We start from the raw sequence: 17333 nt of genomic DNA on the forward strand, positions 1-17333 counted from the left end.
ACTACCAAATGACGACAAGCCCCATTAAGTATAGGGTAGTAGTGGGTATAGAGGAAATGAAAGAGATTGTTTTCTTTCAAGGGGAGATTTGGGGTCACGAGGTGGTTACTCCTCTTACTCAATTAGTTGCAGCTAGCCATCATGGTGGCATTGTAATAGGTGCTTTTCAAGAAGAAAAGGTCATTGGATTTACCTATGGTTTTCCAGGATTTAAAGATGGAAGAGCATATTTGATTTCTCATATGACAGCAGTGCACCCGAAACACCAAAATGCAGGTATAGGCTATGCTTTAAAGTTAGCCCAACGAGAATGGGCCATAAAGACTGGGGGATATAAAAAAATAGTATGGACCTATGATCCGTTAGAAGCGCGCAATGCTTACTTTAATTTAGTGAAACTCGGTGGATACGCTCGTCAATATATTAAAGAGTATTACGGACTTATGGACGATAAGTTAAATAAAGGTCTACCAACTGACCGATTTTTAATTGAATGGGATATTACATCGAAAAGAGTAGAACGGGCAATTTCCGATCAACATTCCTTATCAGATTCAGTCCACACATATCCATTTGTTTTATTGCGAGAGCTTGAAAAAACACCATCCGTAAAATTGGAGGAAAGTGCTGGTTATTTAGTTCCTGTTCCTAAAAACATCCAACAAATCAAGATTCAAGATATACAATTAGCAAAAAGCTGGCGGGATGATTTAAGGTTGTTTTTTACAGAATTATTAGCAAAAGACTTTGTTGTAACAGGTATTATGAAAGATCGAGATCCTTCCTATCAATTTTATGTTATCGAAAATTCAAATTTGGGGGTATTAGATGATTGATAGCATTCGAGAATGGATTGCCAATAATGAGGAAAGGGTAACAGCAACCTATCATCATTTACATAAAAATGGGGAGACGAGCTGGAAAGAGGTTAAGACCACTAAATTCCTCTGTGAGCAATTGGAGCTGTTAGGTATTCCTTATGAAACGTTCTCTGACCATACAGGTGTCGTTGGGTATTGGGGTGACGGTAAAGAAGGCACAACTATTGGGTTAAGAGCAGATATGGATGCACTCTGGCAACTAGTAGATGGAGAGTGGAAAGCTAATCATTCTTGTGGTCATGATGCACATATGACAATGGTTTTATACAGTATAATTTGTTTGAAAGAAATAGGGTTTACCCCAAAGGGCTTAATTAAAATTATCTTTCAACCTGCAGAGGAATCAGGAAATGGTGCAAAAGCGATTATAAAGAAAGGAATTATAGAGGATGTGCAATATCTTATTGGCACTCATCTCCGACCAATACAAGAGCTACCTTTCGGAACCGCTTCACCAGGAATTTATCATGGTGCAACGACTTTATTGAAAGGAACCGTCAAAGGAGTCCAGGCTCATGGAGCAAGACCTCATCTCGGCATTAATGTGGTTGATTCATTAGGAGCAATTATTCATGCGGTCAATGCAATTAAAGTAGATCCTACAAAATCTGCTTCCGTTAAGGTTACGGTAGTGAAAGCTGGTGGAGATAACATTAATATTATTCCCGATTTAGCGGAGTTTGGAATTGATGTCAGAGCTCAAGAAAATGAAGTGATGAAAGAACTGATTGAACAAGTTAAATATGCAGTTATTACTGCAGGTTCTGTGAATAATGCAAAGGTCGAAATTGATATAATGGCTTCCATGGTAGCAGCAAAGCCAAGCTTGGAGGTTGAGTCTATCATTCGTGAGTCTATTAAAGAGAGCCTTGGAGAAAAAGGGTTAGTTGATTCGCAAGTAACACCAGGAGGAGAGGATTTTCACTTTTATAAAGCATCTTATCCAGATCTTCAAGCAACAATGGTTGGTATTGGCGCCGGTTTATCGCCAGGCTTACATCATCCAGAAATGAAATTCGACCTACAAGCGTTACAGATTGGCGTGCAGATTTTTTGCTTAGCTATTGGAAAACTGTTAAAACAGGAGATTGATTATTATGTTCGCTAATTTAAATGGAACAAAACTTTTCTTTGATATTGAAGGTGCTGGATGGGAAAAGGTTGGCACAAAACTAGTTGAAAAACCGGTTTGCTTTATTTTACATGGCGGACCAGGAGGTACCCATCTAGGATTTAAACCTCATTTTTCACGATTGTCAGAAATGTCACAGTTGGTGTATATCGATAACCGTGGGAGTGGACTATCCAACCGAGGTCCTCAAACCTCTTATTCTATAGAAAATAATGTGGAGGATATTGAGGCGTTAAGGAAGTATCTAGGCTTTAAGAAGATATATTTACTAGGGCACTCATACGGAGGAATGGTGGCATTAAACTATGCATTAAAGTATCAGAATCATCTACAAGGCTTATTGTTATTGACAACCTCTGCAAGTTCTAACTTTTTAGAGAAAGCAAAAGCTTTTATCAAAGAAAGGGGGAATAAAGAGCAAAAAGAAATGGCCACTATTTTGTGGAAAGGTTCCTTTCAATCTCAAGAACAATTAAAAAAATATTATGAAGTAATGGCGCCGCTATATTCCTTCAAACATCAAGAGACAATTTCGACATCGACTCCTCTTGGTAATCGTTCCTATGAGGCATTAAATGAAGGGTTTGGGAACTTTTTGAAAAAATATGATGTGATAGATAAAGTTTCTGCCATTCGGATACCAACAATTGTGATGGCAGGTCGTTACGATTGGATTACACCAGTAGAAGAGTCAGTACAAATTTCAGAACTCATTCCAAACAGTCAACTAAAGATTTTTGAAAATAGTAGCCATAATATACCAATCGATGAACCATCACTATTTTTCGATACAGTAAAAACTTTCATCCAATCAAAAGGAGGACAAAAAATGGGAGAAAAGAAATTGTCTCAAGATTTTGAACATGCGACCAAACAATTAGTAGAAAAGTACTTAATTCCTGGGACATCTGTAGCTTTAGCGCAAGACGGAGAAGTTGTCTCTAGTTCAGGATTAGGTTTTAGAAATATTGAGAAATCACTTCCTGTTAATTTAGATACAGTATTTGGGATAGGTTCCATTACAAAATCAATTACATGTATAGCAATTATGCAACTTCAAGAACAGGGGAAGCTTTCTGTGGATGATCCAGTTGTAAAATACTTACCCGAATTTACTTTGAAAGATTCTATTACGGTAAAGGAGATGACGATCCATCACTTTATGACGCATTCTGCTGGGATACCCCCATTGTCTTCTTTGTATTATGCACTTAGAAGGACGATGGAAATAGATCCATCGGTAAAGGACCATAAAAGTCTACAAGTAGAGGAAGAAAATCTAGGGTATATCGATACCTATGATCAACTAATGAGCTTTATAGGGAAACTGGATCTAGATTTATTAGGAAAACCAGGAAATAATTTTAGTTATTCCAATGATTGTTATGCGCTATTAGGTACGATTATTGAGCGAGCTAGTGGAAAATCGTATGAGCAATATGTATATGACCATATATTGAAGCCATGTAGAATGGACCGTAGCTTCTTTACTATAGAAGAGTATGGCGATGATGAAAATTTACAAATGAGTTATGCAATAGATGAAATAGAAGGTAGAAAGTATGTTTATCAAGCACCGATTTGGTGGGATGCTCCTGCGATGCGAGCAGCTGGATTTTTAAAATCATCAACTGCGGATATGTTGAAATATGCAGAAATTTTCCGTAACACTGGTGTAGTAAATGACCAAAGGATTTTATCAACTGAAAGCGTAGAGGCTATGATGACACCTCATATAGAGGCACAGCCAGGAAGATATTATGGATATGGATTAATGATTACGCCTGATTATTTTGGTACTAGGTTAGTAGAGCATGGTGGAAACTTAAAGGCAATAGCGGCGCAAATGAGCGTGTTACCAGAAGTAGGATTAAGTGGCGTTACATTGACTAACTTAGCTGGTGTCCCAGCATCACGTATTATGGAACTAGCCATCAATGATTACCAAGGAAGGGATGTATTTGTATCCTCTGCTGATTTAGAGAAAGTAGAAGTGCCGCTTGAAGTGTTAGAGCGTTTTACTGGTGAATATGTGTCTAACGAAGGAATGAAAGTAGCAATAGCAATTGAAAATGGAGTTCCAGTGTTTACTTATCAAGAGAGTTCCCATCCTGTAAAAACGGTAGGTGAAAACCTACTATTAGCAACTGTTAATGATATGAAGGAGCTTATTCAAATTCATAGAGATGATGTTGGAAATGCTGTGAGAATTACATTTCATTATCGAGAGTTCCCAAAAGTAAACAGTAAGCAAAGGGTGTAGTATATGGAGGGATGATTACTTTTCAAAGAATTATATCCTGTCAGTTAGTAGAATATTTCGTTGAATGATAGAAAGGGAAAAGATTGTCAACATTCCTATCATGAATTTAAGAAATATTCTGAATATAAGCTTGTTTCTAAAAAAATAGGTGTGTATAATAATGATAAATTGAATGTTAGACTTCTGGTGTTTGAAATTTTGAAGTTTAAACAACAATAAAGCTAGGCTGATAATAATAGGGGGTGTTAGCTTGAAAATTTTAGTCGGACAAATTGCTCATGAGACAAACACATTCTCCAATGTCAAAACAGATGTAGAATCGTTTAAGCTTTGGGGATGGGATGTTGGAGAAGCGGTGTTTGAGAAAAACCGTCATGTAAGGAATTTTGTAGGTGGAATGATTGAACGAGCTGAAGAGCTAGGGATAGAAGTCATACCGACATTTTCTACCTTTGCATATCCTGCTGGTGTCATTACTGCGGAAGCGTACGAAGCCTTAAAAGGAGAATTATTAAGTGGAATTTCAAAGTCCGCCGACTACGATGCTATTTGTCTTTCATTACATGGTGCGGGAGTAACAGAAAGTACGGAAGATTTAGAAGGAGATTTATTGAAGGAAATTCGTAAAATGGTTGGTTACAAGATTCCAATAGTAGTCACACTTGATTTACATGCAAACGTCACTCAAACGATGGTCGATGAGGCTGATGTACTTCTCGGAAACAACTTATATCCTCATACTGATTCTTACGAAATAGGTATAGAAGCAGTAAATGTAGCACAAAGCATCCTACAACAAAACCTCAAACCAACTATGTATCTATCTACTCTACCTATGATTATTCCAACATCAACGACCAATTTAGCCCCTGCAAGCGATGTAAATGAACGTTGCTGGAAATGGGAGGAAAAAGAAAATATTATCGATTGTACTTTTTATCATGGTTTTCCATATACCAATATAGCAGAGTTAGGAGTAACTGTGTTAGTAACTACAAACGGAGATCCAGACTTGGCAAAACAAGCAGCGAAAGATGTTTCTTCTTATATATGGGAAAGAAAAGAAGATTTTTATCAAAAGCAACCATCACCAAAGGAAGGAATTATTCAAGCATTACAACATAAAGGATTTCCAGTTGTTATAAATGAAACTTCTGATAATCCAGGTGGAGGTACACCTGGTGACGGGACATATTTATTAAGAGCTTTGTTAGAAGAAAAAGTAGAAAATGCTGCATTTGGATTTATATACGACCCTGAAGTAGTAGAAATGGCTTTTAAAGCAGGAGTAGGATCGAGTATTGAAGCAGAGTTGGGTGGTAAAACGGATAATTTACATGGAGAACCTATTACGTTAAGAGCTTATGTAAAGTGTTTAACAGATGGGTATTTCACGCAATCCTCTCCAATGGGGAAGGGAGGAAAGGTTAATCTTGGGCGAACTGTGCGTCTACAATGCGACGGAGTCGATATTATTGTTTGTTCTGTAAAAGCTCAAACGCTAGATGAGCAAATATTCCTCTTACATGGAATAGATGTCACAGAATATAAGATTATTGCATTAAAGTCAAGCCAACATTTTAGAGCTGGCTTCGAACCAATTACTTCAAAGATAATCACAGTTGATTCTCCAGGTCTGACAACATTAGATTTTACCACCTTTCATTATACGAATCTTAAAGAAGATGTCTATCCATTAAAACTAGTTTCTAGTATGAATAAGGAAGTGAAAAATTAATGAAAAAGCCACATTTCTTATTGCTATTTTTGCTGTTGCTTGTGGTTGCTTTGGCTGCATGTACATCCTCTAATAATACAACAACGGATGTAACGAAGGACAATGCAGGTGATTCTGACTCCAATACAGGGAAAAGTGGAGGATCGATAACGGTTACCTCTGTACGTGAGCCTGATACGGTAGACGTGCAAAGAACAACTTGGGTGGATGATGCGAATGCACATTTATATGAGCCATTAGTTAGATTTGATGAAGATGGAACAATTGTACCGGCTTTAGCTGAAAAATATGAGTTTTCAGATGATGGAAAAGTTATTATTTTTACATTAAAGGAAGGAGCAGCCTTTCATTCTGGTACCCCTGTCACTGCAGAAGGAGTAAAAAAATCATTTGAGAGATTTATTGAATCAGCTCCAACGAGTTACATGGTAGGACCATTAGAGAATATGGTAGTGGCAGACGAGTTAACATTAGAGCTGCATTTCAGTGAACCTTTTGCTCCATTTTTAAGCAATGCAACGACAGCTTATTTAGCACCGTTAGATCCAGCTACAATAGACGAACATGGTGAAGACTTTGGAAATCATGCAAGTTCTGCAGGGATTTTAAGTTTAAAAGAGATAAATAGAGGATCTTCTATTACATTTGAGGCGTTTAACGAATTTATTTTAGGTGCACCATATTCTGCTAATAAAGGTGCAGTAAATTTTGATGAAGTAGTATTCCGTTTTATTGCGGATGACGATACTAGATTACTAGAATTCAAGCGTGGTAATACACAAGTTATGCTTTCTGTTCCACCTAACTATATTGCGGAGTTAGAAGCAGATGCGAATACACAATTAGCTAGAGCTTTAGCTAATGGCCATGTCTATCTTGGTATGAATAATAAAAAAGAAGTGTTCCAAGATAAAAGAGTGAGAAAGGCCATTGCATTAGCTGTAGACCGTGCCCCAATTGTTGATTATGCGTTAGAAGGTGCAGCACAACCAATCTATGGACCATTACCTCCAACTATTCCGGGGTATAACCAAGAGGTAGAAGATTACGCAGCAAATATGTATGCTCGTGACCTTGAAGAAGCGAAAAGCCTTCTACAAGAAGCAGGATACTCAGAAACAAATGGTTCTGGATTTGTGATGAAGGATGGAAAGCCATTAAGCGTAGATTTATGGGTAACTCAAGAGCCAACGATGCAACGAATTGCCCAAATTTTACAAAATCAATTAAAAGAAGCGGGAATTGAAATGACGATTTCTGTACAGGAGGATGCCACAATTCGTGCACAAAGTCCTGAAGGTGTACACGAGATGCTTCTATGGACTTACGGCTGGTATGATGCGGATATTTTACATTCTATGTTTGGTAGAGGGCTTTCTACACGTGTGCACTATGAGAATGACGATTTGATTTCTATTTTAGAAAAGGCACGTGTCACAATGGATCATGAGGAAAGAATGGAAATGTATAAAGAAGCTCAAGAGATTTTAGTTGAAGAAGCTCCATGGGTTCCATTATTTGTTCGTGAAAATGTAACAGCTTATCGTGATTTAGAAGGCTTTAAATTACATCCAATCACTGGGAATATTATCTGGTCTGATATCTCGCTGTCAAAATAAGTAGCTCTAATAATGTTGGGGAAGTAATTCAATACTTTCCCAACTTCCTTCTTTTTGGACGGTGTAGATATACGAATTGCCCGGTATTTGTCTTTCAAATAAAGGGGGAACATATGTGACAAAATACTTAATTAAACGACTGTTTTCGATGGTCATTACGCTTCTTGGGGTTTCAGTACTTGTTTTTCTAATGATTCATTTAATCCCAGGTGACCCAGTATTAAATATTCTTGGTGAATTTGCTACGGAAGAGTCCATTAATAGGTTAAGAGAGACTCTCGGGCTCGATAAGCCATACATTGTGCAGTATTTTAGTTTTATAGGGGATGCCATTCAGGGGAATTTAGGTAAATCTTATATAACAAATCAGTTTGTATTAGATGAAATTATGCATAGATTTCCAGTTACATTTCAATTAGCAGTCTATAGTTTAATCATCGGTACTATTTTAGGAATTGTTATGGGCACCATTGCAGCTGTAAAACAAAATACCATTTTCGATCAATTAGCGATGCTAGTTTCCTTGATTGGTATTTCTGCTCCAGGTTTCTGGATTGCACTTTTTTTAATATATATTTTTGCTTATCAACTGCCGATTTTTCCGATTTCGGGTTACGACGGGATATATTCTTTAATTTTGCCATCGATTACTCTAGGTTTAGCTACAGCTGGTAATATTGCCCGCATGACTCGGTCTAGCATGCTAGAGGTTATTAAACAGGATTATATGCGAACGGCTGAAGCAAAAGGCGTAGATGTTCTCCGCCTCGTTTTTGGCCATGGATTACAAAATGCTCTAATTCCTGTTATTACCTTAGTAGGTTTGCAATTTGGGAACTTATTAGCAGGAGCGGTCGTGACTGAAACTGTTTTTGCACTCCCAGGTATAGGAAGTTTAGCAATTGATGCTATAGCTACACGTGATATGCCTACGATTCAAGGGCTAGTACTTTTTATGGCATTCCTATTTATTATCGTTAACCTAATGATCGACATTATATATAGTGTGGTTGATCCTCGAATTAAATACGAATAGAGAGGAGGATGACAAAAAATGAGTCAAATAGTTACAAGACCTAAAACAGAAGAAATTCTTCCTGAAATAGGTGCAGTAAAGAAACCGAATTCGTATTGGTCCTTAGTATGGGGACGCCTGAAAAAAAATAAGGGTGCTTTAGTCGGGGCAACAATTTTACTTTTCTTTATTATCACAGCATTACTTGCTCCTGTACTCGCACCATTTCCTATCGAAGAAATGAGAATGGAAAATCGTTTTATCCCACCTTCTTCTGAACATTGGTTAGGAACAGACGAATTTGGACGAGATATATTATCTAGAATGATGCATGGTGGAAGAGTATCCCTCATGATGGGATTAATTGCAGTATCAATAGCTGGAATAGTCGGTGTAATTTTAGGAGTTATTTCAGGATATTATCGACGATTAGATATATACATTATGCAATGCATGGATATTTTATTAGCTTTTCCATCGCTATTATTAGCCATTGCTATTATTGCAGTATTAGGAGTTGGCTTAACAAATGCAATGATTGCTGTCGCTATTTCTGTCATTCCTTCTTATGTAAGGGTAGTTCGAGGGACGGTATTGTCAATCAGGGAAAAGGAATACATTGAGGCTGTGAAAGCATTAGGAGTAAGTGACTTGAAAATTATCGGTAAACATATTTTACCTAACGTAATGTCACCAGTCATCGTGTTATCATCATTACAATTTGGAACAAGTATTTTAGCTGCGGCAGCTTTAAGCTTTTTAGGTTTAGGAGCCCAACCACCGATACCGGAGTGGGGAGCAATGGCGTATGTAGGGAAATCTTTTTTACTTAGCGCTTGGTGGATGACTCTATTTCCAGGGTTAGCCATTATGTTGGTCGTGTTAGGCTTCAACTTACTGGGAGATGGATTAAGAGACGCACTTGATCCTAGATTAAAATAGTTTCATAAAGTTTGGGAGTCGACAAACACGACTAGGTAGGGGGGAGATACTATGATATCTATTCAAGAAACATTAAATGTGCAAAATCATAGAAACAGTGATAGAGAAGACTTATTAAACGTTGAGGAATTATATATCAAATTTAAAAATAATAAAAAGGAAGTTTCAGCTGTAAATAATATTAGCTTTAGCTTAAAAGAAGGGGAAACGGTTGCTTTAGTTGGGGAGTCTGGATGTGGGAAAAGCGTAACTTCTCTATCAATAATGGGATTGATTCCTAAACATGATGGTGTTGTAAAAGGAAGCATTAAGTTAGGAGATTTACAATTAAATGGGCTATCACCAAAAAAAATGCGGAAAATACGTGGACAAGCTGTTTCAATGATTTTCCAAGAACCAATGACATCACTAAACCCTGTCCATAAAATTGGACAGCAAATTGGAGAAGTTATTCAATTACATGAGGCCTGTACTAAAGAAGAAAAAAAAGAGAGAACGATTGAAATGTTGAAGAAGGTAGGGATTCCACGGCCTGATAAAATTATTAACGATTATCCTCACCAATTATCAGGAGGAATGCGACAAAGGGTAATGATTGCAATGGCGATGGCTTGCAATCCGAAGCTGCTTATTGCAGATGAACCTACAACTGCATTAGATGTAACAATTCAAGCTCAGATTTTAGATTTAATGAAGGAATTAAAAAGAGAATACAATACAACAATTTTATTAATTACACATGACCTTGGTGTTGTGGCAGATATAGCGGATCGAGTGATGGTCATGTATTATGGGCAGATTGTTGAAGAAGCAGATGTATATACTTTATTTAAGTCGCCCAAACATCCTTATACAATTGGATTAATTAATTCGATACCCAATTTAGCGAAACAGCAAAAACGATTAGATCCAATTATAGGAAATGTGCCGAGCTTAGGTGAGATTACTAAAGGGTGTCCGTTTAGAAATAGATGTAATGTTGCGATAGATATATGTACGGAGAAAAACCCTCCTCTGTTTTTCCAAGATAAACAAACAGTTAGATGCTGGTTACATGAACCGAAGGAGGAAAAGTAAATGAGCGCACCATTACTAGAGGTCGGGGATTTAAAGACATATTTTCCTATAAAAACAGGCATTTTTAAAAAAGTAAATAGTTATGTTAGGGCAGTAGATGGTATTTCCTTTTCCTTAGAAGAAGGAGATACTCTAGGTTTAGTAGGAGAAAGTGGCTGTGGTAAGTCAACTACGGGTAGAAGTATTCTTCGCCTTATTGAACCAACTAGCGGTACAGTGAAATATCAAGGTATGGAAATAACATCCATGGATAGTAAACAATTAAGAAAGCTTAGGAAAGATATGCAAATAGTTTTTCAGGATCCATATGCTTCATTAAATCCGAGGCTTCAAATTGGTTCTATTATTGAAGAGGCCCTGTCGACACACAAAATTGGTCAAAATACGAAAGAACGTAAAGAAATGGTAATGGATCTTCTTGAGAAAGTTGGACTTAATCGAAATGCTTATGAGCGGTATCCTCATGAATTCAGTGGAGGTCAACGGCAACGGATTGGAATTGCCCGCGCAATCGCTGTAAATCCAAAACTTATTATTGCAGATGAGCCGGTATCGGCACTAGATGTTTCGATACAAGCGCAAATATTAAATTTATTCCAAGATTTACAAGATAAAATGGGCTTAACGTATATTTTTATAGCACATGATTTGAGTGTGGTGAAACATATAAGTGACAAGATAGGAGTGATGTACTTAGGTCGAATGGTAGAGTTTGCTTCAAAAGAAAAGTTGTTCTCCAATCCTTCCCATCCATATACACAAGCACTAATGTCTGCCGTGCCAGTGCCTGATCCAACGATAAAAAAAGAAAGAATAATTCTAACTGGAGATGTTCCGAATCCATCCAACCCGCCTAGTGGCTGTACCTTTAATCCTCGTTGTAGTTCTTGTATGGATATTTGCACCAAAATTGCACCTAAGCCTATAGAATTAAGTCCCGGGCATGTGGTATCCTGTCATTTGTATGACACTGAAATTTTGTAGATATACATGATAGGAGAGAGTTGTTTGAAGAGGATAAAGGATCAAATTAAATTACATTATAACGACCTGTCACAACGGTTAAAGCAAGTAGCAAATTTTATTATAGAAAACCCTAAATTAATCGCCTTATATCCAGCAAAGGAAATCGGAAAGCAAACCAATACGAGTGAAACAACCGTTATCCGGTGTAGTGCTGCACTAGGATATACCGGATATGCAGCTCTACAGGAGGATATTCGGAAAGCATTGTTACTTCCAGATGGGGAGGATCCAATTCAAGCTTTAAAAAAGGGAATAAAGAATGACAATAATACACTAATGGATGTAATGAACCAAGACATTGAATTTATTAAAAAAACGTTTGAAAAGATGGATGAAGCCCTATTTTTAGAAGCAGTGACGAGTATTGTTCAAGCAAAAAAAATAATCGTCGTTGGTTTAAGAACGACGTATGCTCCTGCTAATTGGTTAGCTTACAGCTTAAATATCGTGAAAGGGGATACGATTTTATTTAAAGGGGATATTGATGATGCAAATTATTTACTAAGAGAAGTAGGGGAAGATTGGTTAGTAATTGCACTATCGTTCCAACGCTATGTTAAGCAAACAATTTCGTTTGTAAAAGCCGCAAAAGAAAAAGGCGCCACTATTCTTGCAATTACAGACAACGAATTATCTCCAGTTGGCGTGATAGCAAATTACACACTACCAGTCATTACACCGAATCCAACTAGTTTAAAAGGTATGCCAACTTTATTTTCCATTTTGAATGCATTGATTACGAGTGTTATGGTGTCGGATAAGGAAAATGTCGAAGCGCGAGTAGATGAATATAACCAAACAAGTGAACATTTTTATTCGTTCTATCGAAATGAGAACTAGTTTTGAGCGTGAAATGGGACAAAAATATTGATGATGCTAGGGGGAGGAAGAATGAAAGTTCAAGTTGAAATGAGTGCATTTGAAAATTATGCAGAAGGTTTAATTCAGAAATACAAAATTCCAGGAACTGCAATAGGTTTTGCACATAATGGGCATCCAATCTATGAAAAAGGTTTCGGCTATCGGAATGTAGAGAAAAAGCTTCCTGTAACGATGGATACTGTATTTGGAATCGCGTCTGTAACGAAATCATTTACTTGTATGGCGATTATGATGCTACAAGAACAAGGGAAGCTGTCGGTTCACGACCCTGTAGTGAAATATTTGCCGGAATTTTCTACACCAACAGATGCAACTAATAAAATGACTATTCATCATTTCATGACCCATACAGCAGGGTTACCACCACTTCCATCCCTTTTTTATGCCAAAAAAAGAAGTATTGATCAAGATCCTTCAGCTAAAGACTATCCTGGATTATCCATTGTAAAAGACGATGAACAGGGACCAATTGATACATATGAACAGTTAATGGCGTTCATTGCAGGATTACAGTTTGACCTTCTCGGTGAGCCAGGCATGGAGTTCAGTTATTCAAATGATTCGTATGCTCTGTTAGGGACGATTGTGCAACGTGTGTGTGGTATCTCGTTTGAACAGTTTGTAAAAGAATCCATTTTAGATCCGTGTGGGATGGAGCATACTTGCTTTGAACCTGATGAGTTGGATGGCTACTCTAACATTACCTCACTTTATGCTGCTAGAAAAATAGAGGACGGCTTAGAAGTTTATGAAGCCCCTGTATGGTGGGAATCACCTTCAATGAGAGGTGCTGGTGCACTTAAATCTACCGTAAATGATATGTTAAAGTATGCAGAAATAATTCGTACGAAAGGTAAAATAGGGGATAAACGACTTTTAACAGAAGAAAGTGTGGAGCAAATGATTACGCCGTACATTGAATGCTCCCCCGGGCGCTATTATGGCTATGGTTTTATGATTACACCTAATTTTCATGGCTCAACATTAGTAGAGCATGGAGGAAATCTAAAAGCAGTAGCTTCTCAACTTTGCATCATACCGGAAGAAGGCATTACGGGTATGATTTTAACGAACTTAGCCGGTGTCCCAGCAACGACTATTATGAGTGGAGCATTAAATAGTATAGAGGGTCGAGATGTAGAAGAAACGCCGTATTCTGTGGCAGAACTAGAACTTTCTTTTGCGGAATTAAAAACTTATGAGGGAACATATACTTCGAATGAAGGAATGAGTCTCTCCATAACAGTAACAGAAGAGGGGATTGATTTCTCTACACAAGGAACATCCTTTCCAATTCAATGTGTAGGACCTGATCTATTCCTTGCGGTCGTAAAAGATCAAAAGGAGCTAATCCGTTTTGTAAGAGATAATAATGGAGAGATTGAGCGGGTTGCTTATCATATGCGTCAATTTCCCAAGAATTAATAGTTAAGTCCGGAGTTTGGAAGAAATAATATCTCAGATTAATAGAGCCATTAATATGAAAAACCGTTTGGTATTACGCAAACGGTTTTTCTATTTTTATTCGTCCATAATCTCCTTCCCCAGACAAAAAAACTTCCTATAGACATTCTATGAGTCTTCCACAGTGAACGCTCCTGTTTACATTTTTTGAGTACTGAACAAACGGGACAAGCAAAAGTGAGAGATTAACAGCATAGTATAATATCACTACATTCCAATACTTATAAAGATTATATGTTTACATAAGTGCAATCCGATTTTTATAAGCCTTTTACAAAAGGTAAATTGAAAACAAGGGGAACGAGAATGAAAAAAACATGGCTGTTAGGGTTTGGTTTTTTTAGCATTAGTATTGCTTGGTCTTTGTATAACGGATTTGTGCCATTCTTTCTAGACGATTTCGTTGCAAGCACTGCCTTGATTGGATTTCTCATGACCATTGATAATTATATTGCCCTATTTTTGCAGCCATATATTGGACAAAGAAGTGACCGCACGAATACGCGGTATGGTCGAAGGATGCCATATTTGCTCATCGGTATTCCATTGGCTGCTGTATTTTTTGCTCTGATTCCATTTCACACTAGTTTACTTATGCTAATTATTTTTATGCTCTGTATGAACCTATCAATGGCGATTTTCCGTTCTCCCACTATTGCTTTAATGCCTGATATTACACCAGAATCAAAGCGTACGAAAGCAAACGGAATTATCAACTTTATGGGTGGCTGTGGAGCAATATTAGCATTTAGTGTTGGCTCGTATCTTTTTCATATCAATGAATCCCTTCCATTTTTAGTTGTTTCCTCCCTTTTCTTTCTGGCTTTATGGATTGTCTATAAAAATATTAAAGAAAATCGAGATGCCATTTCCTATACCATTACGACAGTACAAAAGTTTAATTACAAAAAGGAACTAAATAGGCCAACGCTTTACTTGTTAGCGGCAATCTTTTTTTGGTTCATTTCGATCCAAGGAATGGAAGCATTATTTACGCTATACGGAGTAAATGAATTTGGCTTGTCCAAAAGTGCCTCCGCCTTTTCCCTAGCCTTTTTTTCCTTAACCTTTGTTGCCGCAGCCATACCGTGCGGACTCTTAGGGGCGAAATACGGCAAGAAAAAGATGATCATCATCGGTATTATCGGTTTATTTATCATTTTCCTTCTATTAAACATGATAAACTCAGTCTACCTTTTATGGGTTCTTCTTCTAGCTGGCGGAATGTTTTGGGCCTGTATTAACATCAATGCTTATCCACTAATTGTTGCGACTGGAGGGAAAAACAGCTATGGAGCACGGACCGGCTTGTATTATTTAGTATCTTCCTTAGCAGCGATCACTTCTCCACCAGCATTTGGTCTTCTCATTGATTTATTTGGATTTGGAATCCTATTCTATGCCGCAGCAGCTAGCATGCTTTTTGCTTTAGGTTGTATATTGAAGGTGGAGCATTCAGAGGAGGAGAACCAAGACATTCCTCTTGGTACTTGATGCCACGGATACCACGGGATACCATGGGGACAGTCCCTGTGGTAACTTCTCTTGTTTCCCTTGATTTTTCCCCTCATGCCTTTAAACTAGAATTAGATAACTTAAGGGAGAGTTGACCGATGGCAATTAGTCGTAATCAAGCTTGTCCGTGTGGCAGTGGTAAGAAATATAAGAAATGTTGTATGAATAAAGATAAGGTCATAGATATATTTAAGCTACAAGAAGAAAGATTTTATGAGCGAAAGCATGAATTAACAACAATGATTACTGATTTTGTATGGGGGAAAATGGACCATCGAGAACATAAACGCTTACAGACTATTTTTGATACTAGAACAGGACAAAGTGTAGATAAAGAGGCGGTTCCTATGATGTTTCACTTTTTTACATTGTTTATCCATCGATATGAAAATGGACATCGTGGAATTGAATGGTTTTATAAGGAGAGAAAGAATCACTTAAACTCAGACTTGAAAGCAATGGCTAAAAGATGGACGAATTTAAAATTTTACCCAGTTCAAGCAACGGAAATAGCGGCGGATGTCATTATATTTGAAGATATGATAACAAAAGAAGCGTATCCAGTTGCAAATACATATGGAAATGTACCTAGTAGTATTAAGCAAGGCGATGGAACAATTGGACTGTTAGAATTAAATAATGAAAAGTATTACTTCAATGGCGTAAAAGTATTCATGGCATCAAACAATCTGATACGGGCTAAACATAAGATAGAGTCACTTATGAAGACAACTGGAATGGCATATGATGCTGTAATGATGGAGTATACTCTTGAAGTGTTAGCAGTAATGCTATCTGGAGATAAGCAGCACCGGTATAATAACGAGGACATTGCTATTTTAGAAGATCTAGGATTAGAGCATCTTCCTGTCTATTCAGGCGATTTTCTGGCATTTTTTAAAGAAAAAACAAAAGGGAAAAAAGAGAATACGATTAGGAAGTATCGAGAAAGTTTACAGGATCTTAATGAAGTATTAAAAAGAAATCATATTGTTGATTTAATAGAAATTGAAGAAAAAACATGGAAAAGCCTTCTGTCAAAAGATTACTTTGATATGTTTGAGGTCATGACGAAAACGCAAATAACTGATTTTCTAAGCACTTTCAAAGCTTTTCTACAATGGATGAAACGAAATAAGAAGGGGATGTTGTGGACAGGATTAGCCGATTTCATAAAGGAAGAAGAGAGTCAATTCATAAACGCTGTACAGCTTCCACATACTTTTTTTGCGAACCGGCATGGGGATTTTGGTTTGAAAATGAATGAACTAGCAAAACTATTACGCGGTGAAATAGTAATAGATAGTCCAAAAATCGCAGGGTTGTTTGAAATAGTGAAGAGAAATAAACAAAGCTTTCGTGTCATTCTATTAAGTGGATCAAATAAAGAATTAGAAGGAAAACAATACACGATTTCCGGATCTGATGTGCATATGGAATATCTAGAGGAAGGACTACTATTCACTGGGGAGATAACAAAGGGACGAATTAATATGTGGGAATTATTAGAAATGGAAGGTGGATATCCAAGGACCGCCAAGCCGTTTTTAATAGAAGAATTGAATAAAGTGGAGGTATGAGATAGTGGGGAATCCAGTAAATCTAAAGTTACTGGTTGAAGATTAAGAGAAATAGCAGAAGAATGGTGCGAGATGAATGGGATTGAGTATAGTATAGAGGAGTAATAGTCGCTCCTCTATAAAAAAGAAAGGCACATCTAAAGGTAAGTAGTTCCGATAACGTGGAAAAAAAGCCAAATAACAATATAATTAACACACC

At 37.2% G+C, this 17333-nt stretch carries 13 protein-coding genes; all 13 read left to right on the plus strand.

Going from position 1 to position 17333, the window contains the following annotated elements; genetic code table 11:
* Nucleotides 1-8: 8 nt before the first annotated feature.
* The 13 genes from BK580_RS08935 to BK580_RS09000 all read left to right on the plus strand — a co-directional run bounded on the left by BK580_RS08935 (nt 9) and on the right by BK580_RS09000 (nt 17134).
* Nucleotides 9-836, plus strand: coding sequence for a GNAT family N-acetyltransferase (locus tag BK580_RS08935; RefSeq protein ID WP_078379990.1), 828 nt, complete (start codon nt 9-11; stop codon nt 834-836).
* The gene (locus BK580_RS08940; protein WP_078379991.1) at nt 829-1989 is read left to right on the plus strand and encodes a M20 peptidase aminoacylase family protein; all 1161 of its coding nucleotides are present in this window, start codon (nt 829-831) and stop codon (nt 1987-1989) included. The genes BK580_RS08935 and BK580_RS08940 overlap by 8 nt, the downstream gene beginning before the upstream one ends.
* Nucleotides 1979-4276: an alpha/beta fold hydrolase gene (locus BK580_RS23900; RefSeq protein WP_235864016.1), complete on the plus strand. Its 2298-nt coding sequence runs from the start codon at nt 1979-1981 to the stop codon at nt 4274-4276. Before BK580_RS08940 ends, BK580_RS23900 begins: the two co-directional genes overlap by 11 nt.
* 250 nt (nt 4277-4526) lie before the next feature.
* Nucleotides 4527-6014 (plus strand): M81 family metallopeptidase, encoded by a 1488-nt coding sequence (locus BK580_RS08955; RefSeq protein ID WP_078379992.1) that lies wholly within the window; start codon nt 4527-4529, stop codon nt 6012-6014.
* Nucleotides 6014-7633 (plus strand): ABC transporter substrate-binding protein, encoded by a 1620-nt coding sequence (locus BK580_RS08960; protein WP_078379993.1) that lies wholly within the window; start codon nt 6014-6016, stop codon nt 7631-7633. Before BK580_RS08955 ends, BK580_RS08960 begins: the two co-directional genes overlap by 1 nt.
* 115 nt (nt 7634-7748) lie before the next feature.
* Nucleotides 7749-8669, plus strand: coding sequence for an ABC transporter permease (locus BK580_RS08965; protein WP_078379994.1), 921 nt, complete (start codon nt 7749-7751; stop codon nt 8667-8669).
* A gap of 18 nt (nt 8670-8687) precedes the next feature.
* Complete coding sequence (locus BK580_RS08970) at nt 8688-9590, plus strand: ABC transporter permease (RefSeq protein WP_078379995.1); 903 nt, start codon at nt 8688-8690, stop codon at nt 9588-9590.
* A gap of 51 nt (nt 9591-9641) precedes the next feature.
* On the plus strand, nt 9642-10667 hold the full coding sequence (locus BK580_RS08975) for an ABC transporter ATP-binding protein (protein WP_078379996.1): 1026 nt from the start codon (nt 9642-9644) through the stop codon (nt 10665-10667).
* Entirely contained in the window at nt 10668-11651 is a 984-nt protein-coding gene (locus tag BK580_RS08980) for an ABC transporter ATP-binding protein (protein ID WP_078379997.1), read from the plus strand.
* Between the two features lie 24 nt (nt 11652-11675).
* The gene (locus BK580_RS08985) at nt 11676-12533 is read left to right on the plus strand and encodes a MurR/RpiR family transcriptional regulator (RefSeq protein ID WP_169864890.1); all 858 of its coding nucleotides are present in this window, start codon (nt 11676-11678) and stop codon (nt 12531-12533) included.
* A 51-nt stretch (nt 12534-12584) separates the two neighbouring features.
* On the plus strand, nt 12585-14000 hold the full coding sequence (locus tag BK580_RS08990) for a serine hydrolase domain-containing protein (protein WP_078379999.1): 1416 nt from the start codon (nt 12585-12587) through the stop codon (nt 13998-14000).
* A gap of 345 nt (nt 14001-14345) precedes the next feature.
* Nucleotides 14346-15533 carry an SLC45 family MFS transporter gene (locus BK580_RS08995; protein ID WP_078380000.1) on the plus strand — a complete coding sequence of 396 codons (1188 nt, stop codon included), beginning with the start codon at nt 14346-14348 and terminating at the stop codon, nt 15531-15533.
* A gap of 119 nt (nt 15534-15652) precedes the next feature.
* Nucleotides 15653-17134, plus strand: a complete 1482-nt coding sequence (locus BK580_RS09000; protein WP_078380001.1) for an SEC-C domain-containing protein — start codon at nt 15653-15655, stop codon at nt 17132-17134.
* Nucleotides 17135-17333: the final 199 nt, after the last annotated feature.

The sequence above is a fragment of the Sutcliffiella halmapala genome (assembly GCF_002019665.1).
GTDB lineage: Bacteria > Bacillota > Bacilli > Bacillales > Bacillaceae_I > Sutcliffiella_A > Sutcliffiella_A halmapala.